Source organism: Rhodoferax sp., assembly GCF_025354435.1.
In the GTDB taxonomy this organism is placed as follows: Bacteria; Pseudomonadota; Gammaproteobacteria; order Burkholderiales; family Burkholderiaceae_C; genus Rhodoferax_B.
In genome coordinates this window covers 13,595-37,306 of sequence record NZ_JANXMU010000065.1, presented here as the reverse complement: position 1 = coordinate 37,306, position 23,712 = coordinate 13,595, and the positions used below count along the sequence as shown (strand labels likewise).

At 65.5% G+C, this 23,712-nt stretch carries 19 protein-coding genes and 1 pseudogene; 14 read left to right on the top strand and 6 right to left on the bottom strand.

The window, feature by feature from the left end; all coding sequences use genetic code 11:
• The first annotated feature begins 174 nt into the window (after positions 1 to 174).
• The 4 genes and pseudogenes from Q0T48_RS16825 to Q0T48_RS16810 all read left to right on the top strand — a co-directional run bounded on the left by Q0T48_RS16825 (position 175) and on the right by Q0T48_RS16810 (position 7,114).
• A complete protein-coding gene (locus tag Q0T48_RS16825; RefSeq protein ID WP_295958500.1) occupies positions 175 to 1,062 on the top strand; it encodes an alpha/beta hydrolase in 888 nt (295 codons plus the stop codon).
• Between the two features lie 103 nt (positions 1,063 to 1,165).
• Positions 1,166 to 2,389, top strand: a pseudogene (locus Q0T48_RS16820) (efflux RND transporter periplasmic adaptor subunit).
• 24 nt (positions 2,390 to 2,413) lie between these two features.
• Entirely contained in the window at positions 2,414 to 5,656 is a 3,243-nt protein-coding gene (locus tag Q0T48_RS16815; protein WP_295958497.1) for an efflux RND transporter permease subunit, read from the top strand.
• 24 nt (positions 5,657 to 5,680) lie between these two features.
• The gene (locus Q0T48_RS16810) at positions 5,681 to 7,114 is read left to right on the top strand and encodes an efflux transporter outer membrane subunit (protein WP_295958494.1); all 1,434 of its coding nucleotides are present in this window, start codon (positions 5,681 to 5,683) and stop codon (positions 7,112 to 7,114) included.
• Positions 7,115 to 7,158: 44 nt separating this feature from the next.
• Here Q0T48_RS16810 and Q0T48_RS16805 read toward each other — a convergent pair whose 3' ends face one another.
• Complete coding sequence (locus tag Q0T48_RS16805) at positions 7,159 to 8,379, bottom strand: multidrug effflux MFS transporter (RefSeq protein ID WP_295958492.1); 1,221 nt, start codon at positions 8,377 to 8,379, stop codon at positions 7,159 to 7,161.
• Positions 8,380 to 8,544: 165 nt separating this feature from the next.
• Here Q0T48_RS16805 and Q0T48_RS16800 point away from each other — a divergent pair, with 165 nt between their 5' ends.
• From Q0T48_RS16800 to Q0T48_RS16790, 3 genes are all read left to right on the top strand, one after another.
• The gene (locus tag Q0T48_RS16800) at positions 8,545 to 9,195 is read left to right on the top strand and encodes a Pr6Pr family membrane protein (RefSeq protein ID WP_295958489.1); all 651 of its coding nucleotides are present in this window, start codon (positions 8,545 to 8,547) and stop codon (positions 9,193 to 9,195) included.
• 257 nt (positions 9,196 to 9,452) lie between these two features.
• Positions 9,453 to 10,037, top strand: coding sequence for an acyloxyacyl hydrolase (locus Q0T48_RS16795; RefSeq protein WP_295958487.1), 585 nt, complete (start codon positions 9,453 to 9,455; stop codon positions 10,035 to 10,037).
• 197 nt (positions 10,038 to 10,234) lie between these two features.
• Entirely contained in the window at positions 10,235 to 11,443 is a 1,209-nt protein-coding gene (locus Q0T48_RS16790; RefSeq protein ID WP_295958484.1) for an ATP-binding protein, read from the top strand.
• Here Q0T48_RS16790 and Q0T48_RS16785 read toward each other — a convergent pair.
• Complete coding sequence (locus Q0T48_RS16785; RefSeq protein WP_295958482.1) at positions 11,440 to 12,468, bottom strand: LacI family DNA-binding transcriptional regulator; 1,029 nt, start codon at positions 12,466 to 12,468, stop codon at positions 11,440 to 11,442. The genes Q0T48_RS16790 and Q0T48_RS16785 overlap by 4 nt on opposite strands.
• 95 nt (positions 12,469 to 12,563) lie before the next feature.
• On the opposite strand from Q0T48_RS16785, the gene Q0T48_RS16780 reads away from it, so the two are divergent.
• Together Q0T48_RS16780 and Q0T48_RS16775 are read left to right on the top strand one after the other, a co-directional pair.
• Entirely contained in the window at positions 12,564 to 13,727 is a 1,164-nt protein-coding gene (locus tag Q0T48_RS16780) for a phytanoyl-CoA dioxygenase family protein (protein ID WP_295958479.1), read from the top strand.
• Positions 13,724 to 14,557 (top strand): SDR family oxidoreductase, encoded by an 834-nt coding sequence (locus Q0T48_RS16775; RefSeq protein ID WP_295958476.1) that lies wholly within the window; start codon positions 13,724 to 13,726, stop codon positions 14,555 to 14,557. The genes Q0T48_RS16780 and Q0T48_RS16775 overlap by 4 nt, the downstream gene beginning before the upstream one ends.
• 67 nt (positions 14,558 to 14,624) lie before the next feature.
• On the opposite strand, the gene Q0T48_RS16770 is transcribed toward Q0T48_RS16775, so the two are convergent.
• Together Q0T48_RS16770 and Q0T48_RS16765 are read right to left on the bottom strand one after the other, a co-directional pair.
• Positions 14,625 to 15,566, bottom strand: coding sequence for a bestrophin family ion channel (locus tag Q0T48_RS16770; RefSeq protein ID WP_295958475.1), 942 nt, complete (start codon positions 15,564 to 15,566; stop codon positions 14,625 to 14,627).
• A gap of 81 nt (positions 15,567 to 15,647) precedes the next feature.
• On the bottom strand, positions 15,648 to 16,106 hold the full coding sequence (locus Q0T48_RS16765) for a hypothetical protein (protein WP_295958472.1): 459 nt from the start codon (positions 16,104 to 16,106) through the stop codon (positions 15,648 to 15,650).
• Positions 16,107 to 16,311: 205 nt separating this feature from the next.
• On the opposite strand from Q0T48_RS16765, the gene Q0T48_RS16760 reads away from it, so the two are divergent.
• From Q0T48_RS16760 to msrA, 5 genes are all read left to right on the top strand, one after another.
• Positions 16,312 to 17,031, top strand: a complete 720-nt coding sequence (locus Q0T48_RS16760; RefSeq protein WP_295958466.1) for an aldolase — start codon at positions 16,312 to 16,314, stop codon at positions 17,029 to 17,031.
• A gap of 8 nt (positions 17,032 to 17,039) precedes the next feature.
• Positions 17,040 to 17,603: a chromate transporter gene (locus Q0T48_RS16755; RefSeq protein ID WP_295958463.1), complete on the top strand. Its 564-nt coding sequence runs from the start codon at positions 17,040 to 17,042 to the stop codon at positions 17,601 to 17,603.
• Complete coding sequence (locus tag Q0T48_RS16750) at positions 17,600 to 18,127, top strand: chromate transporter (protein ID WP_295958461.1); 528 nt, start codon at positions 17,600 to 17,602, stop codon at positions 18,125 to 18,127. The genes Q0T48_RS16755 and Q0T48_RS16750 overlap by 4 nt, the downstream gene beginning before the upstream one ends.
• Before the next feature lie 197 nt (positions 18,128 to 18,324).
• Positions 18,325 to 19,917 (top strand): diguanylate cyclase, encoded by a 1,593-nt coding sequence (locus tag Q0T48_RS16745; protein ID WP_295958457.1) that lies wholly within the window; start codon positions 18,325 to 18,327, stop codon positions 19,915 to 19,917.
• 151 nt (positions 19,918 to 20,068) lie between these two features.
• Complete coding sequence (gene msrA, locus Q0T48_RS16740; protein ID WP_295958455.1) at positions 20,069 to 20,572, top strand: peptide-methionine (S)-S-oxide reductase MsrA; 504 nt, start codon at positions 20,069 to 20,071, stop codon at positions 20,570 to 20,572.
• 4 nt (positions 20,573 to 20,576) lie between these two features.
• Here the strand turns inward: msrA and Q0T48_RS16735 are convergent, their stop codons facing one another.
• Together Q0T48_RS16735 and Q0T48_RS16730 are read right to left on the bottom strand one after the other, a co-directional pair.
• Positions 20,577 to 22,589 (bottom strand): 4-oxalomesaconate tautomerase, encoded by a 2,013-nt coding sequence (locus Q0T48_RS16735; RefSeq protein ID WP_295958454.1) that lies wholly within the window; start codon positions 22,587 to 22,589, stop codon positions 20,577 to 20,579.
• 207 nt (positions 22,590 to 22,796) lie between these two features.
• Positions 22,797 to 23,705, bottom strand: a complete 909-nt coding sequence (locus Q0T48_RS16730; protein ID WP_295958523.1) for a ZIP family metal transporter — start codon at positions 23,703 to 23,705, stop codon at positions 22,797 to 22,799.
• Between the last annotated feature and the right edge of the window lie 7 nt (positions 23,706 to 23,712).

Genomic DNA, 23,712 nt, shown 5'->3' with positions numbered 1-23,712 from the left:
TATGGTTAGCGCCCCGGCTTTCTTCCAGTCTGGCGCGGTGCCGGATCTTCGCACGCAAAAGAACGCCGATTGTTGGTGATTTGGAAACAGAGAACTCGCAATACCCCCTCTTTATCCATGGTGGGCAAGTTACTACATTCCATTACATTCCCGCACCTTCTACAGGTTCCCCCTATGTCGCCCCGTTCTGCTGCCAGCTCTGCCATCGAAGAAACCAACACCTGCATTGCGCTGCCCCAGCGAGCGGCGGTGGATGTGCGCATGTACGGTAAGCGCGTGCCGGGCGGCGCGTCACCGCTGGTGGTGCATTTCCATGGCGGGGCCTTTGTGGCGGGCGGGCTGGACAACGGCTCCACCGTGGCGCGGCTGCTGGCCGGTGCGGGCGCGGTGGTGGTGTCGCTGGCCTATCCGCTGGCACCGGCGCACCCGTTTCCCGAAGGCGTAGAGGCCGGGTACGACGTGCTGGCCTGGGTGCACAAGCACCGGGTGCGGCTGGCCGGGCAGGGCGCACGGGTGTTTTTGGCCGGTGAAGAGGCCGGTGGCAACCTGGCGGCCGCCGTGGCCGTAATGTCGCGTGACCGGGCGCACCCGCCGCTGGCCGGGCAGATTTTGCTGTCGCCCATGCTCGACCCCTGCGTGGGCACCGCCTCGTTGCGCGCCGCCGCTGCCGAGCGCCTGGCCACCGGTTGCAGCGATACCAATGCCTGCAAATTTGCCGATGGCTGGCACCAGTACCTGCGCTGCCCGATGGATGCCGAGCACCCTTACGCCGTGCCCGGCATCTCGCGCCGCTTGGCTGGTCTGGCCCCGACCCTGGTGCTCAGCGGGGCCGATGACCCGCTGCGCGACGAGGCCCGCGTCTATGCCGAGCGTCTGCGCAGCGCCGGTATCGCCGTGACCTACCAGGTGCTGCCCACCGCCCAGGGCTGGCCGGACGCGCTGCTGCTTCCGGCCAACAGCGAATGCGTCTGTGCCAGCGCTGTGCAGCAGCAGTTCCGCGCATTTTTCGATGCCACCCGCCCGGTGCTGAAGCCTGCTGCCGACGGCGCGGGCAGTTGTTGATCCGCAGCCCTAACCCTTCCTGATTTACCGCTTTTCCGGCCGCTGTAGCGACCGGCTGGGCCGCCGCATTGCCTTTTTTATTTTTGCTTTCTGAAAGACCACCATGACCCGTACTCCCTCCTTCGCCTACCGCAGCGCTATTTGGACCGCTGCCGCTTCGCTCACCGCCGTGGCAGCTGCCGCCACCATCGTGTTTGGCCTGCAAAGCCCGGCCGAGGCCGGCCCCGGCCCGGTGGCACCGCAGGCCACGCCCGTGTCGGTGGCCACGGTGGCCGAGAGCCAGATCAATGCCTGGGACGAGTTCTCGGGTCGCCTGGAAGCCGTGCAGCGCGTGGACATCCGCTCCCGCGTGGCCGGTGCCGTGCAGGCCGTGCACTTCCGCGAGGGCGCGCTGGTCAAGCAGGGCGACCTGCTCATCAGCATCGACCCCGCGCCCTATGCCGCCGAGGTAGACCGCAGCGAAGCCCAGGTGGCGGCCGCCCAGGCCCGCGTCTCCCATTCCACCAGCGAGCACGAGCGTTCGCGCCGCCTGTGGGACGAGCACGCCATTGCCCAGCGCGAGCTGGACGAAAGCCTGAACACCCTGCGCGAAGCCGAGGCCAATCTGCGCGCCGCCTAGGCCGCCCTGCAAACCACCCGCCTGAGCCTGGGCTACACCCAGGTGCGGGCCCCGGTGGCAGGTCGCGTGGGCAAGCTGGAGGTGACGGTGGGCAACCTGGTGGCCGCAGGCCCCGGCGCGCAGGTGCTGACCACGCTGGTCTCCATCAGCCCCATCTACGCCAGCTTTGATGCCGATGAGTAGGTCATTGCCCGCGCCCTCAAAGGCCTGCACGGCAAGGACAACGTCAAGGGCCTGGACGGCATTCCCGTGCAAATGGGCACCGCCGCCAGCAACGACACGCCGTTCAAGGGCCATCTGCAACTGGTAGACAACCAGGTGGATGCCAAGAGCGGCACGGTGCGGGCCCGCGCTGTGTTCGACAACGCCGACGGCAGCCTGATGCCCGGCCAGTTTGCCCGCTTGCGCATGGGCCAGACCCAGGCGCAAACGGCCCTGCTGGTGAACGAGCGCGCGGTCGGCACCGACCAGGACAAGAAGTTTGTGCTGGTGGTCGGCAAGGACAACACCGTGGCCTACCGCGAGGTGACGCTGGGCGCGTCGGTGAACGGCCTGCGGGTGGTCAGCAAGGGGCTGGTCGCCGGGGAAACGCTGGTGGTTAACGGCCTGCAGCGCGTGCGCCCCGGTGCCTTGGTCGCTCCCGAGCTAGTGCCGATGGACGGCAAACCCGAAGCGCAAGCCAAGCGCGAAGGCGCGGCGCAGTCCTGATCCGGACCTTTTGAGAACAAGACCATGAATCTATCCAAATTTTTTATCGACCGGCCGATCTTTGCCGGCGTGCTGTCGCTGCTGATGCTGATCGCCGGGCTGATCGCGCTGCGCAGCCTGCCAATCTCGGAATACCCCGAGGTCGCGCCGCCCTCCGTAGTGGTGCGCGCCCAGTACCCGGGTGCGAATCCCAAGGTGATTGCCGAAACCGTGGCCACGCCGCTGGAGGAAAGCATTAACGGCGTGGAGGGCATGCTCTACATGGGCAGCCAGGCCACCACCGACGGTGTGATGACGCTGACCGTGACCTTCAAGCTCGGTACCGACCCCGACAAGGCCCAGCAGCTGGTGCAAAACCGCGTCTCCCAGGCCGAGCCGCGCCTGCCCGAAGAAGTGCGCCGCCTGGGTCTCACCACGGTCAAGAGCGCGCCGGATCTGACCATGGTGGTGCACTTGACCTCGCCGAATAAGCGCTACGACATGAACTACCTGCGCAACTACGCGGTGCTGAACGTGAAGGAGCGCCTGGCGCGCATTCCCGGCGTGGGCCAGGTGCAGATTTTTGGCGGTGGCGACTATTCCATGCGCGTCTGGCTGGACCCGCAAAAGGTGGCCCAGCGCGGCCTGTCAGCCAGCGACGTGGTAACCGCCATCCGTGGCCAGAACGTGCAGGCGGCGGCGGGCGTGGTGGGCGCATCGCCTGGCCTGGCCGGTGTGGACATGCAACTGTCGATCAACGCCCAGGGGCGTTTGCAGAGCGAAGAAGAGTTTGGCGACATCATCGTCAAGACCGGTAGCGACGGTGCCATCACCCGGCTGCGCGATATTGGCCGCCTGGAAATGGGCGCGGCCGACTATTCGCTGCGCTCGCTGCTGAACAACGACCCGGCCGTGGGCATGGGCGTGTTCCAGGCCCCGGGCTCGAATGCGCTGGACATCTCGGCCAATGTGCGCAAGACCATGGACGAGCTGCAAAAGAACATGCCCGAGGGCGTGGAATTCCGCATTGCCTACGACCCCACGCAGTTTGTGCGCGCCTCCATTGAATCGGTGGTGCACACCTTGCTGGAGGCCGTGCTGCTGGTGGTGATTCTGTTTTTGCAGACCTGGCGCGCCTCCATCATTCCGCTGCTGGCCGTGCCGGTGTCAGTGGTGGGCACGTTTGCGGTGCTGCACATCCTGGGCTTCTCGATCAATGCCCTGAGCCTGTTCGGCCTGGTGCTGGCCATCGGTATCGTGGTGGACAATGCCATCGTGGTGGTGGAGAACGTAGAGCGCAACATCGAGGCGGGCCTGACCCCGCGCGAAGCCACCTACCGCGCCATGCGCGAGGTGTCCGGCCCCATCATCGCCATTGCCCTGGTGCTGGTGGCGGTGTTTGTGCCGCTGGCCTTCATCAGCGGGCTGACCGGCCAGTTCTACAAGCAGTTTGCGGTGACGATTGCCATTTCTACCGTGATCTCGGCCATCAACTCGCTGACCCTGTCGCCCGCGCTGGCCGCCCTGTTGCTGCGCGGCCACGATGCCCCCAAGGACGCGTTGACGCGCGGCATGGACAAGGCCTTTGGCTGGCTGTTTCGCGGCTTCAACCGCTTCTTCCAGCGCGGCTCCGAGGCCTACAGCGGCGGCGTGAAGGCGGTGATTGGCCGCAAGACGCTGATGCTGGTGGTTTACTTGGTGCTGGTGGGCGTGACCTTTGGCCTGTTCAAGGCCGTGCCCAGCGGCTTTGTGCCCGCCCAGGACAAGCAGTACCTGATCGGTTTTGCCCAGTTGCCCGACGGTGCCACCCTGGACCGCACCGAAGACGTGGTGCACCGCATGGGCGAGTTGGTCAAGCAAAACCCGAATGTGGAGGACGCGATTGCCTTCCCCGGCCTGTCGATCAACGGCTTTACCAACAGCTCCAACTCGGGCGTGGTGTTTGTCACCCTCAAGCCGTTTGACCAGCGCAAGCGCGCCGACCAGAGCGGCGGTGCCATCGCAGGCCAGCTGAACCAGGCCTTTGGCGGTATCCAGGATGCCTTCATCGTGATGTTCCCACCGCCCCCTGTGGCCGGTTTGGGCACCACCGGCGGCTTCAAGCTGCAGCTGGAAGACCGCGGTTCGCTGGGCTATGAAGCCATGGACAAGGCCGTCAAAGCCTTCATGGCCAAAGCCTACCAAACGCCCGAGCTGGCCGGTATGTTCACCAGCTGGCAGGTCAACGTGCCGCAGCTGTATGCCGACATCGATCGCACCAAGGCCCGCCAACTGGGCGTGCCGGTGACCGACATCTTCGACACCATGCAGATCTACCTGGGCAGCCTGTACGCCAACGACTTCAACAAGTTTGGCCGCACCTACAGCGTGCGGGTGCAGGCCGATGCGCCGTACCGTGCCCGCGCCGAAGACGTGGGCCTGCTGAAGGTGCGCTCCACCACTGGCGAAATGGTGCCGCTGTCGGCGCTGATGAAGGTCAACGCCAGCTTCGGCCCCGAGCGCGCCATGCGCTACAACGGCTACCTGGCGGCAGACGTGAACGGTGGCCCGGCCCCGGGCTTCTCGTCGGGCCAGGCGCAGGATGCCATCAACCGCATCGCGGCTGAGACCCTGCCCAAGGGCATGGCCTTTGAATGGACCGAGCTGACCTACCAGGAGATTTTGGCGGGTAACTCTGCCATGCTGGTGTTCCCGCTGGCCATCTTGCTGGTGTTCCTGGTGCTGGCCGCGCAGTACGAAAGCCTGACCCTGCCGGTGGCCATCATCCTGATCGTGCCCATGGGCCTGCTGGCGGCCATGACCGGTGTCTGGCTGCACGGTGGCGACAACAATGTGTTCACCCAGATCGGGCTGATCGTGCTGGTGGGGCTCAGCGCCAAGAACGCCATCCTGATCGTCGAATTTGCCCGCGAGCTGGAGATGGCGGGCCGCACGCCGGTGCAGGCCGCCATCGAAGCCAGCCGCCTGCGTTTGCGGCCGATTTTGATGACATCCCTGGCCTTCATCATGGGCGTGCTGCCCCTGGTGTTGTCCACCGGTGCGGGGGCCGAGATGCGCTCGGCCATGGGCGTGGCGGTGTTCGCCGGGATGATTGGCGTAACCGCGTTTGGCCTGTTCCTGACCCCCGTGTTCTACGTGGTGATGCGCCGCGTGGCGGGCAATAGGCCGCTGAAGCTGCACGGCGCGGTGCCGGATGCGGTGGAAGCGCCCATCGTTCCCTCGCACGCTGCGCACGGTGGCGCTTCGGCCCGCCCGGTGCTGGCCGCCCCTGTGCTGCCGCTGGACTGACCTCAACAAGAACCGAGAACTACCATGAAGCTCTTAACCCAAACCCTGGCCCCACTGCTAGCCGCCCTGGTGCTGGCCGGTTGCGCCACCGCCCCGGCCATCGACACGGCCACCCTGGTCGCCACCCCGGTGGCCTTCAAAGAAAACGCCCAGTGGACCCAGGCCAGCCCGGCCGAAGCCCGCGACCGCGGCACCTGGTGGCGCGCCTTTGCCGACCCCGCGCTGGACGCGCTGGTAGACCGTGCCACCCAGCACAACACCAGCATCGCCGAGGCAGCGGCCCGGCTGGCCCAGGCCCGTGCCTTGCTGCGCAGCAGTGAATCCGACCGCGGGCTGCAAGCGGGCATCGGTGCCGGAGCCACCCGCCAGGCGGGCGCAGGCACCGCCAACGGCAGCACGCCCAGCACCTTGCTGAATGCCAACCTGAACCTGTCGTACAAGCTGGACCTGTTTGGCAAACTGGCCCGCGCCACCGATGCCGCCGGGCTGGACGCGCAAGCCCGCGTCGCCCTGCTGCAAAGCACGCGTTTGCTGGTGCAGGCCGACGTGGCGCAAACCTACCTGGCCCTGCGAGCGCTGGATGCCGAGCGGGCCCTGGTCCGCGCCACGCTGGATGCCTACCGCGGCACCGTGGAGCTGACCCAAAGCCGCTTCCGCGCCGGGGACGTGGCCGAGCTGGATGTCGTGCGGGTGCAGACCGAAGTGGCTGCCACCGAATCCGAAGCCCTGGCCCTGGACCGCCGCCGCGCCACGCTGGAACACGCGCTGGCCGTGCTGGTGGGCGACACCGCGTCCAGCTTCAGCCTCGACAGTGCGGACTGGAATACCGCGCTGCCGGTGATCCCGTCCGGCGTGCCCGCTACCGTGCTGACGCGTCGCCCCGACGTGGCCGCCGCCCAAAGCAGCCTGCTGGCCGCCCAGGCGCGCGTGGGCGTGGCCCAGGCCGCCTGGTTCCCCAGCGTGTCGCTGACCGCCGCCGGGGGCTTTGCCTCGCCGGACCTGGGCGACGTGTTCAAGTGGTCGGCCCGCGCCTGGGGCATAGGCGCGCTACTGTCCATGCCCTTGCTGGACGGTGGCCGCCGCGAAGCCGGTGTGCAGGCCGCCAGCGCCCAGCTCGACGGTGCCACCGCCCAGTACCGGGGCCAGGTGCTGGTGGCCTTCCAGGAGGTCGAAGACCAGTTGTCTGCCTTGCGCCTGCTGGAGCAGCAAGCCCAGGCCCAGGACCGCGCCGTTGCCTCCGCCAGCCGCGCCACCGTGCTGTCCGATGCCCGCTACCGCAATGGCCGCGTCAGCCAGCTCGACCTGCTCGATGCCCGCCGCAGTGAACTCAACAACCGCCGCCAGGCCCTGAACGTGCGCTCGGCGCAGTACCAGGCCACGGTGATGCTGGTGCGGGCGCTGGGGGGAGGTTGGGATGCGCCGCAGAAGCTGGCCGCAGTAGGGGCTAAAATTTTATGAAATGAGGCTGTAGCGACCATTCATACTGCAGGTGATGCTCTGAATTAAGGAGCAATTTCAGGTGCCAGCGCCTGGACCCTCTGCAGCCTGCGTGCCAGCAAAACACAGGCACCTGCGCCTACCGTCAGTGCGGCCGCGCCATAGGCCAGGGTTTGCAGCGAACCCCACAGCATGGGCGCCAGCAAGGACGCGCACAAGGCGTTGCAGGCGGTCTGGATGAAGGTCTGCCCGGACGAGGCCATGCCGCGCCGGTCGGGCAGGCAGTCCAGGGCCAGCAGGGTCAGGGTGGGCGTGAGCAGGGTGATGCCGAAGGTGTGGATGGTGATGTGGATGACGTTCAACGGCACCGAGGGCGGCAGCGCCAGGCACACGGCGATGTTGAACACGTCGCCCACGGCCATCACGGCAAACGCCCAGCACAGGGTTATGCCCTGCGACCAGTGGCCGGCCACCCGGGTACACATCCAGGAGCCGCCCATCATGCCCACCATGGCGGGTGCAAACAGCCACAGGAATTCGGTTTCGCCCAGGCCCAGGTGGCGCATCAGGAACACCGGGGCCGACAGTACGTAGATAAAAAACCCCGCAAACACCAGCGCAAACGCCAGGCACCAGGCCAGGTAGGCCGGGTGGCTGAGCACTTCGCGGTAGGCCTGGGCTAGGCTGCGCAGGTTGAGCGGTTGGCGCCGCTCGGGCGGCAGGGTTTCCGGCAGGATGCGCAGCGTGCACACGCACAGCAGGGCGCTCATCAGGCCCAGAAAGATGAACACCGAGCGCCAACCCAGGGCGACATGCAGCAGGCCACCCACCAGCGGAGCCAGGGCGGGGGCCAGGGCGAACATGATGCCGATTTGGGCAAACAACCGCTGGGCCTGGGCACCGTCAAACATGTCGCGCACCACGGCCCGGCCCACCACAATGCCCGCCCCGGCGGACAAACCCTGCAGCGCCCGGAACAGCCACAGATATTCGATGCGGGTGGCCATGGCGCAGCCGAACGAGGCCAGGGTGTAGACCACCAGCCCGCCCAGGATCACCTTCTTGCGGCCCAGGGCATCGGAGATGGCGCCGTGCCACAGCGTCATGAACGAGAAAGCCGCCAGGTAGGCGGTGATGGTTTGCTGCATTTCCACTGTGGTGGCATCCAGGTGCGCGGCAATCTCGGTGAAGGACGGCAGATAGGTATTGACCGTGAACGGCCCGATGGCCGTCAGACCGGCCAACAGGACGGGCAGGACACCTTGGATATTTTTGGGTGCAGTCACGGCAAAGGGGGGCGTGTTGTCAGGGATGGGGTGGTTGTATTGAACAGTAATGCAATTAGTGTTCATTAATGATGGCATCACCCGTCCATGGTGCAGATAACCTAGCTGGTTGAAACCATCGACGGCCTAGACCCTACACTGGGTTTCATTTCACCGGCTGCCAGCATGTCCCTTCTGCATTCCGCCCGCAGGTTTTGGCCCGCCTTGTTGGCCGCCACGGCCTGGTTTGCCATCCTGCTGCAACTCTGGCTGTCGGTGCAACTGGGCTTCGCCAATGGCAAGTCGTTGCTGGGCGGCGTGCTGGTGTTTTTGGGCTTCTTCACCGTTTTGAGTAACATTTTTGTGGCACTGGTGGCGACAGTGGGTGCTGTGGGTCAGCGGTCTCGCACCACGCCCTGGCTGTACACGGGCCCGGTGGTCGGCTGTGCCACTACGGCCATTGTGGTGGTGGGCATCGTCTACCACCTGGTGCTGCGCAAAATCTGGTCGCCGCAAGGCGCGCAGTTGCTGGCCGATACCTTGCTGCACTATGCAGTGCCGGCCGGTGCGCTGCTGCACTGGCTGCTGTACCGCCCCACTGCACGGCTGTCGCTGGTCGCACCACTGGCCTGGTGTGTGTATCCGCTGGCCTACCTGGCGTACGTGCTGCTGCGCGGCGAGTGGCTGGGTGTGTATCCGTACCCCTTCATCGACGTGATTGCGCTGGGCTACCCCCAGGTGCTGGTGAATGCCGTGGGTTTGCTGCTGGGGTTCATCGCCGTAGGCTTTGCCATGCTGGGCCTGGCGCGGCTGTTGGCCCCCCGCCATGCGCCCTGAAGGGCAGCGTCCGGCGATGCGGGTTTTTGGAATCTGCTATTTAATATGTAGCTATAAGCGTAGACTGTATATGCGCTAGAGGCATAAATTGTATAAAAATATGTTTTGAGCGCCCGCGCCCGCGTCAGCCAACGCCTACACAGCCACGGCATGGTGGCTGCTGCATTTTTTTATAGCAACGGCACAATTTCTTCTATGCGCGCTGCGGTGGATCGGTTTGCGGTCTGCACGGTGTTTATTCGGAGGAGCTGGCAAGCATGGACAACACATCAGGGCGGGCGCACGGCATGGCGCGGGGTTTTCAGGCGGTGGCGGTCGTGCTGTGGGGGCTGGCCTGCAGCGGCTACGCCCGCGCGGCAGAGCCGACGGGGCCGTCGGTCTATCTGGAGGGCGGGCAGACGGTGCAGCAGGGCAGCGATACCCGCATGGTCACCATCGGCCTGCGCCTGCCGGTGCAGCGCACGTTTTGGGATGGGCGCGTCACGCTCGCCTGGGACCTGTACCTGAGCGACTGGAAGGCCGATGCCTTGCCGGGCGTGCGTTCGCAGTTCAGCCAGATCGGGTTGGTGCCGATGTTCCGCTACCGGTTTGATGCCGGGCAATCGCCCTGGTTTGTAGAGGGTGGGGTGGGGGTGTCGTACCTGGATGAGTCGTACCAGACCGCCAACAAGTCGTTCAGCACCCAGTGGAACTTCAGCGACCACCTGGGCGTGGGCCGCAGCTTCGGGGTCGAACGGCGCCAGGAACTGGGCTTGTATGTCAAGCACGTGTCCAACGCCGGTTTGCGCCGCCCCAATCCGGGTGAAACCTTTGTGCTGCTGCGTTACGCCTACGCGTTCTAGCAGCTCGCCTATCCCCGTTCCACTCCGCCGCAATAGACGTACGCCGTGCGCCAGGCGTATGCTGCAATCGCGCACAATGTGCTTGCTAGTTGGCATGCCTGTTTGTATGCAGGATTTTTCCGTTTTGGTAGGGAATTAGCCGCTAGCGCACCCTCAATCTGTGCTGTTTGCTATAAAAATGAAAGCTGGAGTGAACTATGGGCGATTCTGCGGAGGAGATATTGCACGACGTGGCCTTGGTAGGCCGTATCGAATCTGTACCCACGATATTGCGTGTGCTGTGCGAGATCACCGGCATGGGCTTTGCCGCGGTGGCCCGGGTGACCGATGGCACCTGGACCGCCTGCTCGGTACGCGATGAAATCAGCTTCGGGCTGCTGCCCGGCGGCCAGCTGGATGTCAACACCACTTTGTGCAAGCAAGTGCGCTTTACCCGCATACCGGTGGTGATCGAACAGGCCAGCGCCAACCCCCAATACCGCGACCACATCACGCCGCGCACCTACGCGATTGAAAGCTATGTGTCGGTGCCCATCCTGCTGTCCGACGGCACGTACTTTGGCAATTTGTGCGCCATCGACCCCCGCCCGGCCCCGGTTTCCGAGCCGCGTATCGTCGCCATGTTCCACCATTTTGCGGCGCTGATTGCCCTGGAGCTGGAAAACCAGCGCCGCCAGCACCAGGTACAGGCCGCGCTGCTCGGCGAGCGCGCTGCCAGCGAACTGCGCGAGCAGCTGATCGCCATCCTGGGCTTTGACCTGCGCACGCCCATCAGCCTGATCGCCCTGAACAGCCAGCGTCTGCTGGCCAAGGCCCAAGACCCGGTGGCCGTGGCCAGCATTGCCACGGATATCCACGCCAGCGTGAAGCAGGTGTCCACCCTGATCGACCATGCGCTGGACTTTGCCCGGGGCCGCCTGGGTGGCTTGGTCCAGGTGCAACCGGTGCTGGTAGAGCGTATGGACGAGGCCTTGTTCAGTGTGGTGACCGAGCTGCAGGCGGGCTTTCCGGGGCACGAGATCGAATGCCAGTTCGATATTTCCCAGCCGGTGCAGGTGGACCGTGGCCGCATCCAGCAGCTGGTGGCGAATCTGCTCAGTAACGCGCTGGTCCATGGCGCGCCAGACAGCCTGGTGCAACTCAAGGCCCTCACCACGGCAGACAGCCTGGTGCTGGCGGTGTCCAACCAGGGCCCGCCCATTCCGCCCGACAGCCTGGACAAAGTTTTTGCGCCGTTCTGGCGCAGCGGTACCTCGTTGCAGCGCGAAGGGCTGGGCCTGGGTTTGCACATCTGCGCGCAGATCGTCCAGGCCCACCATGGCCGCCTGGCCGTGGCTTCTTCCGCCGATGCGGGAACGGTGTTTACCGCTACCTTGCCGCTAGAGGCACCTAAAGCAATCGCCTAGAGCAACTGCTCTGGCACGTTGCAGGGCGTGACCACCTGTACCGACGAGGGCAGGGGCGACGCAGGCACCGGTGCCGCGCCGTGGGCCGACATCACCTGTATGCAGGCCTGGCGCATGTCATGCTGTAGATCGTGGTGCAGCACAGCCTGCAGGCGGCCCGCGCGCAGCAGGCCCAGGTTGTCGGTATCCAGGTCGTGGGCGATGAACACCCGGCAGGGGCGCTGCAACTGGTCAAACGCCTCCAGAATCGCCGCATTGGCCCCGCCGACGGAGTACACCGCCTCCACTTCGGGGCACAGCCGCAGGCGCTGGCGCACCAGGGCCACGGTGGCATCGTGCAGGCCCAGGCCCTCGCTGACCTCGTGCACCGTGACGTGGGGATAGCGGTCGCGGATGGCCTGGCGAAAGCCGATTTCGCGCTCTTCCTCGCCCCGAAAGCGGTTGCTGCTGGCGGATATCAATACCCCCGATGGAGCCGACCCTAGCCACTGCGCCACCAAATACGCCGCCGTGTGCCCGGCCGCCCGGTTGTCCATGCCCACGTAGGCGCGCCGGGCCGAGGTGGGCAAATCCGTCACCAGCGTCACCACCGGAATGCCCTGGGCCTGCAGCCGCGCCACAGCCTGCACCACCTCGGGCACGTCCGGGGCTTTGAGCAGCACGCCGTGGCTGCCTTGGCGGGCGATTTTGTCGAGTGTGGCCACCAGTTGCGCCACCGGCAGGTCTTCCGCTAGCTGGTAGCGGGCGCGGAAGATGGCCGGGTGCAGCGTGGGCATCACCCGCTCCAGCGCGCCGCGCACCAGGCGCGAGAAGCGGTCCGGGGTGTGCATCACCAGGTCGATCAAAAACTTGCGGCCCACCAGCCCGACCTGGCTTTTTTGCCGCTCCAGCTCCGCCAGCGCCTGCTCGACACGGCGCACCGTGTGCAAGCGCACGCCGCCACGCTGGTGCAGCACCCGGTCTACGGTGGCGATGCTGGTGCCCGCCTGGGAGGCAACGTCTTTTAAAAGGTGGGGGTGGGCCATGGCAATTTTTGAGGTGTTTTTGATAGGTTTAAGGCCCTCAATATACGTCAAGCCTGCCTACACTTTGCCCATCTTTTTAGTGACAACACCACTCCATGCCCGCATTTGATTCCCCCCATTGGCTAGACCCGCAAGCCTGCCAGGTCGCCGACCTGGATGCCATGGTACGCACGCGTAACGACCCCGCCGACTACCCGCTGGCCCACACCATCACCCAGGGCGTGCCGGTGTACGACGGCGCGCAAATCCGCCATGCCAGCCCGGCCCTGCAGCGCGACTTGATGGCCGAATGGTGCCGCGTATGGCACAGCGGCCCGGGCGTGCTGGTGCTGCAGGCCGCGTTTGCCGACCTGGCCGTGGTGGACGCGGCCACGGCCGAATTCCACCGGCTGATTGCCGCCGAGCGCCTGACCGGTACCAAGGCCGACCACTTCGCCAAGCCCGGTGCCAACGACCGGGTCTGGAACGCGCTGGAAAAGCTCTGCGTGGCCGCGCCCGGAGTGTTTGCCGCCTACTACGGCAACCCGCTACTGGCCTGGGTGTGCAAGGCCTGGTTGGGCCCGGCCTACCAGGTGACTTCGCAAATCAACAGCGTCAACCCCGGCGGTGCCGCGCAAATGGCCCACCGCGATTACCACCTGGGCTTTTTGGGCCCCGTGCAGGCCGCCCGCTACCCGGCGCACGTGCACCAGTTGTCGCCCGCGCTGACGTTGCAGGGCGCGGTGGCGCATGTCGACATGCCGGTGGAAAGCGGCCCCACGCTGTACCTGCCGCATTCGCAAAAATACGCGCCCGGCTACCTGGTGGCGGGTCACCCGGATTTCCAGGCCTACTTTGATGCACAGCACGTGCAATTGCCGCTGAAAAAGGGCGATGCGGTATTTTTTAATCCCGCGCTGATGCACGCCGCAGGCCACAACCGCTCGGCCGACATTTACCGCCTGGCGAACCTGCTGCAGGTGTCCAGCGCCTTTGGCCGCGCCATGGAGTCGGTAGACCGGCTACGCATGTGCCAGGCGCTGTACCCGGCCCTGCGCGGCATGCCAGCCGCAGAGCAAGCCAACGCCGTGGCCGCCTGCGCCGAGGGCTATGCCTTCCCCATAAACCTCGACCGCGACCCGCCGCTGGGTGGCCTGGCCCCCGAGAGCCAGCAAGGCCTGGTGCTGCGGGCGCTGCAAGAGGACTGGCCTTTGGCGCAACTGGATGCAGCCCTGCAACAGCAAGCCCACAAAAAACTAACCCACCAGGAGACTCTATGAACACCACCGTATCCCACAACACCTCCACGTTTACCGGCAAAGTCGCCGTCGTTACCGGCAGCACCCAGGGCCTGGGCGCTGCCGTCGCCCAGCTGCTGGCCGAGCGCGGGGCGCACGGCATCGTGCTGTGTGGCCGCAACCGCGAGAAGGGCGAAGCCCAGGCGCAAAAAATCGCCGAGGCCAGCGGCGCGCAAACCCTGTACGTGCAGGCCGATCTGGGCCAGGTGGAAGATTGCCGCAACATCATCGCCCAGGCCGACGCCAAGTTTGGCCGTGTCGATATCCTGGTCAACGCGGCGGGCCTGACCGACCGCGGCAGCATTCTGGACACCGACCCCGCGCTGTTCGACCGCATGTTTGCCGTCAACGTACGTGCGCCTTTCTTTTTGATGCAAGACAGCATCAAGATCATGCGCCGCGAAAACATTGCGGGCAGCATCGTCAACATCGGCTCCATGTCGGCCCTGGCGGGCCAGCCGTTCATCGCGGCCTACTGCGCGTCCAAGGGGGCATTGGCCACGCTGACACGCAACACCGCCTACGGCCTGCTGCGCAACCGCATCCGCGTCAACGGTCTGAACATCGGCTGGATGGCCTCGGAGGGCGAAGACCGCATCCAGCGCGAGTTCCACCACGCCGATGCCGACTGGCTGGCCCAGGCCGCCGCCGCCCAGCCCTTTGGCCGTCTCATCGACCCGCAGGAAGTCGCCCGCGCGGTGGCGTTTTTGTGCAGCGACGAGTCGGGCCTGATGACCGGCTCGGTGGTGGAGTACGACCAGTCGGTGTGGGGCGGCTACGACGGTTCGCCGCAGCCCCTGGCTCCGATGTGATTTGCTATTGTTTAAGTAGCTACTAGTGCAGTTGCTATATGGGCTAGAGGCCTAAAAATCTTGAAAATCAAGTAAGAAGGTAGTCTGTGGCCTGCAGCGGTGGCGGGATGTTGTTGTCGCCCAGGGATTCGCGCAGGTTGATCTCGATGGCGCGGCAGATCGCGTCCAGCGGCAGGTCGTTGGCTTCCATGCCAAACGGCTCTTCGATCTCGTCACCCAAAGCATCCAGGCCGAAGAAGGTGTAGGCCACGATGGCTACCACGAACGGGGTCATGAAGCCGATGGAATCGACCAGCCCGAACGGTAGCAAAAAGCAGTACAGGTAAGCCGTGCGGTGCAACAGCAGCGTGTACGAGAACGGAATCGGCGTGCTCTTGATGCGCTCGCAGGACGCGGCAGCGGCCGTCATGGCCGACAAAGTGTTGTCGATCGCCACTGCCAGGGCGGGGTCGATGCGCTGTTCGCGCAGGCATTGCTGCAGGTCCATGCCCATGCGCAGCATCAGAAAGTCGGGTGCGTTGCTGGTGCCGCCCAGTTGCTGCCATTCCGCGGGCTGCAGCCACTTTTGCACCTCGGGGCCGGGCGGCGTGCCGCGCAGCAGATGCCGCAGGGCGTGGGCGAAGGCGATTGCGCGCCAAACCATGCGCACGCGGGTGTCGGCCAGGCCATCGTGCGCCGTGGCGGACGCGGGGTAAGCCACCAGGGTTTGGCATTGGCGTGTCAGGTTGCGGCTGCGCAGCACGATCTCGCCCCACAGCTTGCGCCCCTCCCAATACCGGTCGTAGGCCGCGTTATTACGAAAGCCCAGAAAGATGGCAATCGGCAAGCCGATCAGGGTGAAGGGGATGGTGGTCAGCGTGATCTTCAGCGCAAACAGGTCGCCGTGGCTCCAGGTGACTACGGTGGCGATCAGCGTGTTGACCAGCAAGGTGGGCAGGATGCGCGGTAGCACCGAACCCCGCAGCAGCAAAAACAGACGCAGGCCCGAAGGCCGGTTACGGACGATCATTTGCAGCCGCCTTCAAATGGAACGGATACAAGGGTTTTTACTAGCATGCCCGCAGTTTAATCAACTGCGGGCGGTCTACGCTTACATGTTTTTGCTGGCATCCACGATGGCCTGGTGGGTGGCGTGGATGGCTTCGTCCAGGTGGTGCACAGAGCGGTCGCGCAGGCCGCGGGTGAGCGGGTCGTCTTCTTCGCGCGCGATGTCGTTGTGGACCTTGTTCAGCAGCTCTTCGGCGCGGTGCAGGCGGCCGTTGTGGTCCAGCTTGGCATCCACCATGGGGTGGTCGCGCAGGTCTTTGCCGTCGTCGATGGCGGCGTGCTTGATCTCGTCGATGGTTTCGTTGATGCGGGCGATGGCCACGTCTTCGTCGCCGCTGACCCTGGCATCGCCGGGACGGTGCTCGATCAGCCAGCGGGCGGCGCGCAAATCGGTCAGCGCGTGCAGGTAGGCAGGGTGCTTGCCCGGCACATCGGCCATGGCGCCCAGGGGTACCAGGCTGGCCAGCAACAAGGGAATCAGGTGGGATTTGAGGTTTTTCATGGGGGTGATTTCCAAGGGTGTGGTGGGGTCAATGGCGAGGGTCACAGAGGTCAGCTATCGGCGGGTTCACATTGCAAGCCGCTAGCTAAAAAACGCGGTGGCATCCGGTTCCGATGACAATCTGCCCAGGGCCGAATATCAGCGCTGCCATAGGGCGCAGGGTGTTCCCCACAGGTAAAGAAACGTGAAACCACAAGGACTCGCCATGCATGCAGAAGATTACGTATCCGAATCCGTCAGCCGCTTGCGCGCCGACCTGGCCCTGGCGCTGCGCGCCGCCGCCCACCACGGTCTGGGCGAAGGGGTGTGCAACCATTTCAGCCAGGAGCTGCCCGACCACTCGGGGCGCTTTTTGCTGAACCCGCGCGGCCTGTTGTGGAGCGAGGTGCAGGCCGACGATATCGTGATGGTCGACACCCAGGGCCAGAAGCTGGTGGGCCGCCACGAGGTGGAGTCCAGCGCCATGTTCATCCACGCGGCCATCCACCGGCTGTGCGCCAAGGCTTGCGTGCTGCACACCCACATGCCCTACGCCACGGCGCTGACGCTCACCACCGACCGGGCGCTGGACACCACCTTGTCGCAAAACGCCATGCGCTTCCATGGCCGCACGGCCATCGACACCGAATACAACGGCCTGGCGCTCGACTACCGCGAGGGCGAGCGCATTGCCTGGGCCATGGGCTTTGCCGACATCGGCTTTTTGGGCAACCACGGCCTGGTGGTCTGCGGCGACCGGCTGGACTATGCCTACGACGACCTGTACTACCTGGAGCGCGCCTGCCAGGCCCAGGTGCTGGCCCAGTCCACCGGCCGGCCACTGGCCCCCAGCAATCCGGCGCTGGCCGAAGAGGTGTGCCGCCAAATGGCCAGCGAGCGGCTGCAGTCCACGTTGTTCTTCGAAGCCCTGCGCCGCACGCTCTGAAGCCCGCCATGGCACCGACCGCCGCGCCGTCGCTGCGCAGTATCTTTTTAGCTTTTTCCAAAATCGGGTTAACCAGCTTTGGCGGCGGGCTGAGCGGCTGGCTGCTGCGTGAATTTGTGCAGCGCCGGGCCTGGTTGACCGAGCAGGAGTTTTTGAGCGGCCTGGCCCTGGCGCAGGCGTTTCCGGGTGTCAATGTGGTGAACCTGGCGATCTGGATCGGCTTTCGGCTTCGCGCCGGGCCGGGTGCGGTGGTGGCGGCACTGGGCATGGTGGTGCCCGCCATGGCCGTGGCGATGTTGCTGGTGGCGTTGTTTTCCCAGGCGGCGGACTCGCACCGCGTGCACATTGCGCTGGCGGGTGTGGCGGCGGCTGCCGTGGGCCTATCGCTGCAAACCGGGCTGCGTGCGGCCCGCCATGCGGCACAGAGCTGGGCCCGCACGCTGATCGTGGTGGCCACCTTTGCCGCCATCTTTGTGTGGCGGCTGCCGCTGCTGTGGGTGGTAGGCGCCATGGCCCCGCTGTCGATTGCGTTGGCCTGGGGCCGCGTGCGCGCCGAGGATGCACGGGCATGAACTTTCGGCTCCTGGGCGACTTGCTGGCGGTGTTTGTGCCGCTGTCTTTTTTGAGCGTGGGCGGCGGCCAAAGCATCCTGGCCGACATCCACCGGCAGGCGGTGGGCGTGCACGGCTGGATGACGGACGCGCAGTTTCTGGACCTGTACGCCCTGTCGCGCATCACGCCGGGGCCGGGTTCGCTGCTGGTCACCCTGGTGGGCTGGCATGTGGCGGGCTTCTGGGGGGCGCTGGTGGCATCGGCGGCGATCTTTGTGCCCACCTCGCTGCTGGTGTTTGGCCTGGCGCATGTGTGGTCGCGCTACCGCGACCGGCTCGCCATCCGCGCCATCGAGTCGGGCCTGGCCCCGGTGGCGGCGGGCATGGTGCTGGCTGCGTCTTGCACCGTGCTGCGCGCGGCCGAGGGCGGGGTGTGGGCCTGGGCCGTGGCGGCGCTGTCTACGCTGGCGCTGGTGTGGACGCGGGTCAGCCCGCTGCTGATGCTGGCGGTGGGTGGGCTGGTGTTTTTGCTGGCCCTGCACTGAGTGTGCGGAGGCGGTGGGGCTGTATCTGCTATTGATTCAGTAGCTTTTAGCGCAGGCAATATATACGCTAGAGCCCCAAACCTCCTTACTCTCTCAAATACACTTATTTTGTGAAACTTTGTAACGAAATTTTTTGAAGAGACTAAGATCGGTAGCAATCGATATCCCACGCCCGTGGGAAGCACCTGCGAATAGATATGGCCCTGTCGATACCGTCCGAAGACCACGGCCTTGCACCCCCTAGCATCTCGCTGGCAACCGCCCGTCGGCTCCGTTTTGGGCTGGTGGTAGGGTTGGTATGCGCCAACCTGCTGGCGTTGGTGCTGTCAGGGGATTTGCTCTACCGCAGCCGCCAGCACGCCGAGCAGCGGGCTGAAACCCAGACCCAGAACATCGCCAGCGCGCTGGACCAGGCCGTGTCCAGCGACATCGAAAAGGTCGATCTGTCCTTGCACGCCGTGGCCGATGAACTGGAGCGCCAGCTGGCCGACAAGGGTATGAACGAAATCGCCATGCAGGCTTTTTTGCTGCGGCTGGAGCAGCGCTTGCCCCAGGTGGAAGCGGTGCGCGTGGCGCGGGCCGATGGCCTGGTGGTGCTGGGCCGGGGGCTGAACAAGGCCGAACGCAATAGCTGGTCAGACCGGAGCTATTTTGTGGCGCTGCGCGACCACCCGGAAACCGGCTTGCACATCTCCAAGCCGCTGGTAGGGCGGGTGTCCCGGCAGTACATCATTGCCTTTGCGCGGCGCTACAACTACCCGGACGGCCGTTTTGCCGGGGTGGTGGCGGCCCCGATCGCAATCAGCCATTTTTCGCAGATTCTTTCGCAATTTAACCTGGGGCCCAACGGCTCGCTGATCTTGCGCGATGCCGATGTGGGCCTGATCACCCGCGTGCCCGCCATTGCCGACAAAGCGGTAGGGCAGGTGGGCAACAGCGCCGTGTCCAAAGAGTTTCGGCAGCAATTGCAGTCGGGTGCCCGCACCGCCACCTACTTCACGGCCGCCGGTGCCGACGGGTTGGAGCGCCTGTCCACCTACCGCTACCTGCAGCAGGCCCCGATGCTGGTGGTGGTGTCGGCAGCGCAGCGCGATTACCTGGTGGGTTGGAACCTGGAGGTCTACCGCAGCGTAGTGATGGCGGGTAGTTTTCTGCTGGTATCGTTGCTAATGGGGGTTTTCTTGCTGCGCGCGCTGCAACAAACCGAGAAGCACCAGCGCCTGCTCGAAGCCCAGTTGGCCAAGATTTCGATCCTGCAGTCCCTATTGCAAGAGCAGGCCATCCGCGACCCGCTCACCGGCTTGTTCAACCGCCGCTACCTGGACGAAACGCTGGCCCGCGACCTGTCCCGCGCCCGGCGCGAAGGCCATACCCTGGCCCTGACCCTGCTGGACCTGGATGGCTTCAAGCGCATCAACGACACCTATGGGCACATCGCTGGCGACCAGGTGCTCAAAACCCTGTCGGCCCAGCTGAACAAAGGCGCGCGCCAGACCGATACGATTTGCCGCTTTGGCGGCGAGGAATTCCTGATCGTGCTGCCCAAAATGTCGCTTGAGCAGGCGCGGCAAAAAGTGGATGCGTGGCGGCTGGAGTTTGCCCAAACCTCCATCCTGTTCGGCGATGCCAGCTTCCACGTGACGTTTTCCGCGGGTATTGCGGTATTCCCCCAGCACGGTGTCGACAGCGGCGCGCTGGTCGCCTGCGCCGACACTGCCCTGTACCGCGCCAAACAAACCGGACGCAACCGCGTACTGTCTTGCGAGGCGCAGATCCAGGCGGTGGCATAAGCTAGGCCGCCTCCGTAATTGCTATATTTATAGTAGCTACTAGCGTAGGTGGTATATGCGCTAGAGCCCTAAAAAGCTTAAAAGTTCTTGAAACTGGTGCCTTTGCCACCAACTTGCTGGTTCCTCACTCCATCTCAACAAAGGCAACACCATGGCTATTGAAACTGCAGTACTGGCAGGAGGCTGTTTTTGGGGCATGCAGGACCTGATCCGCAAGCTGCCCGGGGTCGTCTCCACCCGCGTGGGCTATGTGGGCGGTACCAACGACCACCCCAACTACCGCAACCACCCCGGCCATGCCGAGGGCGTGGCGATAGGGTTTGACAACGCGGTCACCAGCTACCGCGCGATTCTGGAATTCTTCTTCCAGATCCACGACCCCAGCACGGTGAACCGCCAGGGCAACGACGTGGGCACCAGCTACCGGTCGGCCATTTTCTTCACCAGCGACAGCCAAAAGGCCGTGGCGCTGGACACTATCCAAGACGTGGATGCCTCCGGCCTGTGGCCCGGCAAGGTGGTGACCGAGGTGCTGCCCGCGCCCACCTTCTGGGATGCCGAGCCCGAGCACCAGGACTATCTGGTGCACCGCCCCAACGGCTACACCTGCCATTTCGCCCGTCCCGGCTGGAAGCTGCCGCAGCGGACTGCCTAAGGCTTTAGCCTTCTTCTAGTGCGCCGCCTACGGGCAGGTGCGCCCCTTGGGCCACGCGGCGCCACTTGGTGATTTCGCTGCGGACCAGTTGCGCCAGCTGCTCGGGCGTGCTGGTCTGCACGCGGGCACCGTCAGCGGCCATGCGGGCGACCAGCTCGGGGTCTTGCAATACGGTGTTCAGGGCGGCATTCAGCGCGGCTACCACGTCGGGCGGCGTACCGGTCGGGGCAAACAGCGCATACCACTGCGTTACCTCCACTCCGGGCACGCCTTGCTCGGCCAGCGTGGGTACGTTGGGTAGGCCGGGCAGGCGCTCGGGTCCGGCGACGGCCAGGGCGCGCAGCTTGCCGCTGTGCAAATAGGGCTGGGCGGTGAACAGGCTGGGGAACATCAGCTGTGTGCTGCCGCGCACCGTGTCGGCAATCGCCGGGGCAGCGCCGGGGTAGGTGTGGCTGCGCAGGGTGGTGCCGGCGTTCAGGTTGAACAGCTCGGCGGCGAAGTGCGGCGCGGTGCCGGTGCCTGCGCTGGCGTAGTGCAGCGGGCTGTGGTGGGCCCGGGCCACCAGATCGGGCACATCGTGCACGTCCAGGTCGGCGTTGACCACCAGCAGGGTGGGCGAATAGCCGATCAGCCCTACCGGGCAGAAGTCGGCCAACGGGTCGTAGCGCAGGCCCTCCAGCGCCGGGTGGATGCCGTGGGTGGCGATGTAGCCAAACAGCAGGGTCTGGCCGTTGGGCGCGGCGGATGCCACGTATTCGCAGGCTACGCTGCCGTGGGCCCCGGCCCGGTTGTCGATGTGCACGCTCTGGCCCAGCAGGGGCGACAGTTTGCGCGCCAGGGCCCGGGCGATGGTGTCGTTGCCGCCACCCGCGCTGGTGGGCACGATGATGCGGATGCTGCTGTCGGGCGTGGCCTGCTGCGGGCTGGCCAAAGTGGCTTGTGGGAACACATAGCCGGGCAGGTGTAGTTCGCCCTGCAAAATCTTGCGGGCGGTGCGCACCAGGGCGGCGCGTTCCACCTGGGCCGATTCGCCCACGCCGACCACCTCCACTTCGATGTCGATTTGCCCTGCCGGATGCAGCACCACCAGCGCGCGCTTGCCCGACGGTGTGTGGCTGCCGCTGGCCACGGTGCCGGGCAGGGCGAAGGCGGTGGCCACGCCAATCGCGCCGGTGACGGCGTGCGATGCATGGCAGCGGCGCGGCGTGAAGTAGCGCGAGGTGATGCTGTTGGCGTCATCCCCGGCGCTGACGATCACCGGCTTGGGTACCACGCTGTCGGACACATCGCCCAGGCCCATGCGTGCGCCCACCACCCGGCGCATGGCTTCGATGCGCTCCAGCAGAGCGGTGTTGGCATCCAGCTGGGCCGGGCGCTCGCGGCCGGTCAGGCCCAGGTCGGCGGCGCGCATGACCATCAGCGGCATGGCCGCGTCGATGCAGGTGACCGGGATGCCGTCCACCACGTCGATGCGCTGGCCGGTGGGGAACAAATGGCCGGTCACCGCGCCCCAGGCATCCAGAAAGTTCAGCAAGATAGGCGCTGCCGTGCCCGCCACGCCGTCGATGCGGGCATCGCCCTCGTAGGTGACTACGCCACCCGGGGTGCACACCGTCACGTCGATGCAGGCCCCGGTGTTGACGTTGTAGACCCGGGCGGTGGTGTGGCCGTCTTGGGCGGCGATCAGGCCCTGCTCGATGGCGAATGGCACCACGCCCGCCAGCATGTTGCCGCAGTTGGGCCGGGTATCGACCGACTGGTGGCCCACGCCGACCTGGGCAAACAGGTAGTCCACATCACAGCCCGGCTGCTGCGAGCGCGAGACGATGGCGACTTTGCTGTTCAGCGTGCTGCCGCCGCCCAGGCCGTCGAGCTGCAGCGGGTCGGACGCGCCGATGGCCCCGATCAGCGCCTGGTCGCGCGCCTCGGTGCTGTCGGGCAGCCATTCGCGCAGAAAGAACGGGCCACGGGAGGTGCCGGAGCGCATCAGCACGCAGGGGATATTGCGGTGGATCATGGAAAGTGGTGGTGTTACAGACGGGGCCGAAATGGCCCGTGACGGCGCGATTGTTGGAGCGTCGTGCCGTGCTGTAAATTGCACTTTTTGAATTCATTGGTGCGCTGCGTGCACCAGCACTGGCTGCTGCAAATGCCTGAATTTCAAGACTTTTAGGCCGCTAGCGCATATGCTGCCTACACAAGTTGCTATCGTAAAGTGAGCATCTCAGCCCAGTACCGTATCCAGCAGCATCATCAGCACAAAGCCCAGCATCAGCCCGCCAGTAGCCCAGGCCTCGTGGCCTTTGCGGTGCGATTCGGGGATGATTTCGTGGCTGATCACAAACAGCATGGCACCGGCTGCAAAGCCCAGGCCCCAGGGCAGCAGGCTGGCCGACTGGCTGATGGCGGCCGCGCCCAGCACGGCACCCAGCGGCTCCACCAGGCCGGAGGCCATGCCCAGCAGCACGGCAAAGCGGCGCTTGTAGCCCGCGGCCAGCAGCGCCACGGCGACCACCAGGCCTTCGGGTACGTCCTGGATGGCAATGCCGGTGGCCAGCGCGGTGGCGCGCAGCGGGTCAGTGGCGGCATAGCCCACGCCAATCGCGAGGCCCTCGGGCAGGTTGTGCAGGGTGATGGCAAACACAAACAGCCAGGTGCGGCGCAGCACCCGAGAACGCGGTCCTTGGGGGCCTTCCACGCCCTTGATGAAGTGCTCGTGCGGCAGCAGGCGCTCCATGGCCAGCAGCACCGCCCCGCCCAGCAGGATGGACGCACCCAGCATGCCGCCCGCGGCCCAACTGCTGGCCCCGGCAGCGCGGGCCGCGGCCAGGCCGGGGATGATCAGCGAAAACGCACTGGCCGCCAGCATCACCCCGGCACCAAAGCCAAACAGCGTGTCCTGGGTGCGCTCGGACAGCTTGTGCGAGAACACCACCGGCAGCGTGCCCAGCACGGTGGCCAGTGCCGCCACCGAGCCGCCTATCAGCGCGTTCAGCACCACGGGATGGGCCAGACAGTAGTGCCAGAAGTCGCTGGCCAGCACGCCCGCGCCCAACAGCGCAATGCCGCCGCCGAGCAGTTTGCGCAGCAGGCGTAGCAAGTGCAAATGGTCTTTACTGCCGCTGGGCCACATGGTTTCG

Bases quoted from the DNA above. Each gene is read 5' to 3' on its own strand.
- Q0T48_RS16770 (WP_295958475.1), bottom strand. From the start codon at position 15,566: ATGATCGTCCGTAACCGGCCTTCGGGCCTGCGTCTGTTTTTGCTGCTG.
- Q0T48_RS16760 (WP_295958466.1), top strand. From the start codon at position 16,312: ATGCATGCAGAAGATTACGTATCCGAATCCGTCAGCCGCTTGCGCGCC.
- Q0T48_RS16780 (WP_295958479.1), top strand. From the start codon at position 12,564: ATGCCCGCATTTGATTCCCCCCATTGGCTAGACCCGCAAGCCTGCCAG.
- Q0T48_RS16775 (WP_295958476.1), top strand. From the start codon at position 13,724: ATGAACACCACCGTATCCCACAACACCTCCACGTTTACCGGCAAAGTC.
- Q0T48_RS16785 (WP_295958482.1), bottom strand. From the start codon at position 12,468: ATGGCCCACCCCCACCTTTTAAAAGACGTTGCCTCCCAGGCGGGCACC.
- Q0T48_RS16745 (WP_295958457.1), top strand. From the start codon at position 18,325: ATGGCCCTGTCGATACCGTCCGAAGACCACGGCCTTGCACCCCCTAGC.
- Q0T48_RS16790 (WP_295958484.1), top strand. From the start codon at position 10,235: ATGGGCGATTCTGCGGAGGAGATATTGCACGACGTGGCCTTGGTAGGC.
- Q0T48_RS16795 (WP_295958487.1), top strand. From the start codon at position 9,453: ATGGACAACACATCAGGGCGGGCGCACGGCATGGCGCGGGGTTTTCAG.
- Q0T48_RS16800 (WP_295958489.1), top strand. From the start codon at position 8,545: ATGTCCCTTCTGCATTCCGCCCGCAGGTTTTGGCCCGCCTTGTTGGCC.
- Q0T48_RS16765 (WP_295958472.1), bottom strand. From the start codon at position 16,106: ATGAAAAACCTCAAATCCCACCTGATTCCCTTGTTGCTGGCCAGCCTG.
- Q0T48_RS16810 (WP_295958494.1), top strand. From the start codon at position 5,681: ATGAAGCTCTTAACCCAAACCCTGGCCCCACTGCTAGCCGCCCTGGTG.
- Q0T48_RS16825 (WP_295958500.1), top strand. From the start codon at position 175: ATGTCGCCCCGTTCTGCTGCCAGCTCTGCCATCGAAGAAACCAACACC.
- msrA (WP_295958455.1), top strand. From the start codon at position 20,069: ATGGCTATTGAAACTGCAGTACTGGCAGGAGGCTGTTTTTGGGGCATG.
- Q0T48_RS16755 (WP_295958463.1), top strand. From the start codon at position 17,040: ATGGCACCGACCGCCGCGCCGTCGCTGCGCAGTATCTTTTTAGCTTTT.
- Q0T48_RS16730 (WP_295958523.1), bottom strand. From the start codon at position 23,705: ATGTGGCCCAGCGGCAGTAAAGACCATTTGCACTTGCTACGCCTGCTG.
- Q0T48_RS16750 (WP_295958461.1), top strand. From the start codon at position 17,600: ATGAACTTTCGGCTCCTGGGCGACTTGCTGGCGGTGTTTGTGCCGCTG.
- Q0T48_RS16735 (WP_295958454.1), bottom strand. From the start codon at position 22,589: ATGATCCACCGCAATATCCCCTGCGTGCTGATGCGCTCCGGCACCTCC.
- Q0T48_RS16815 (WP_295958497.1), top strand. From the start codon at position 2,414: ATGAATCTATCCAAATTTTTTATCGACCGGCCGATCTTTGCCGGCGTG.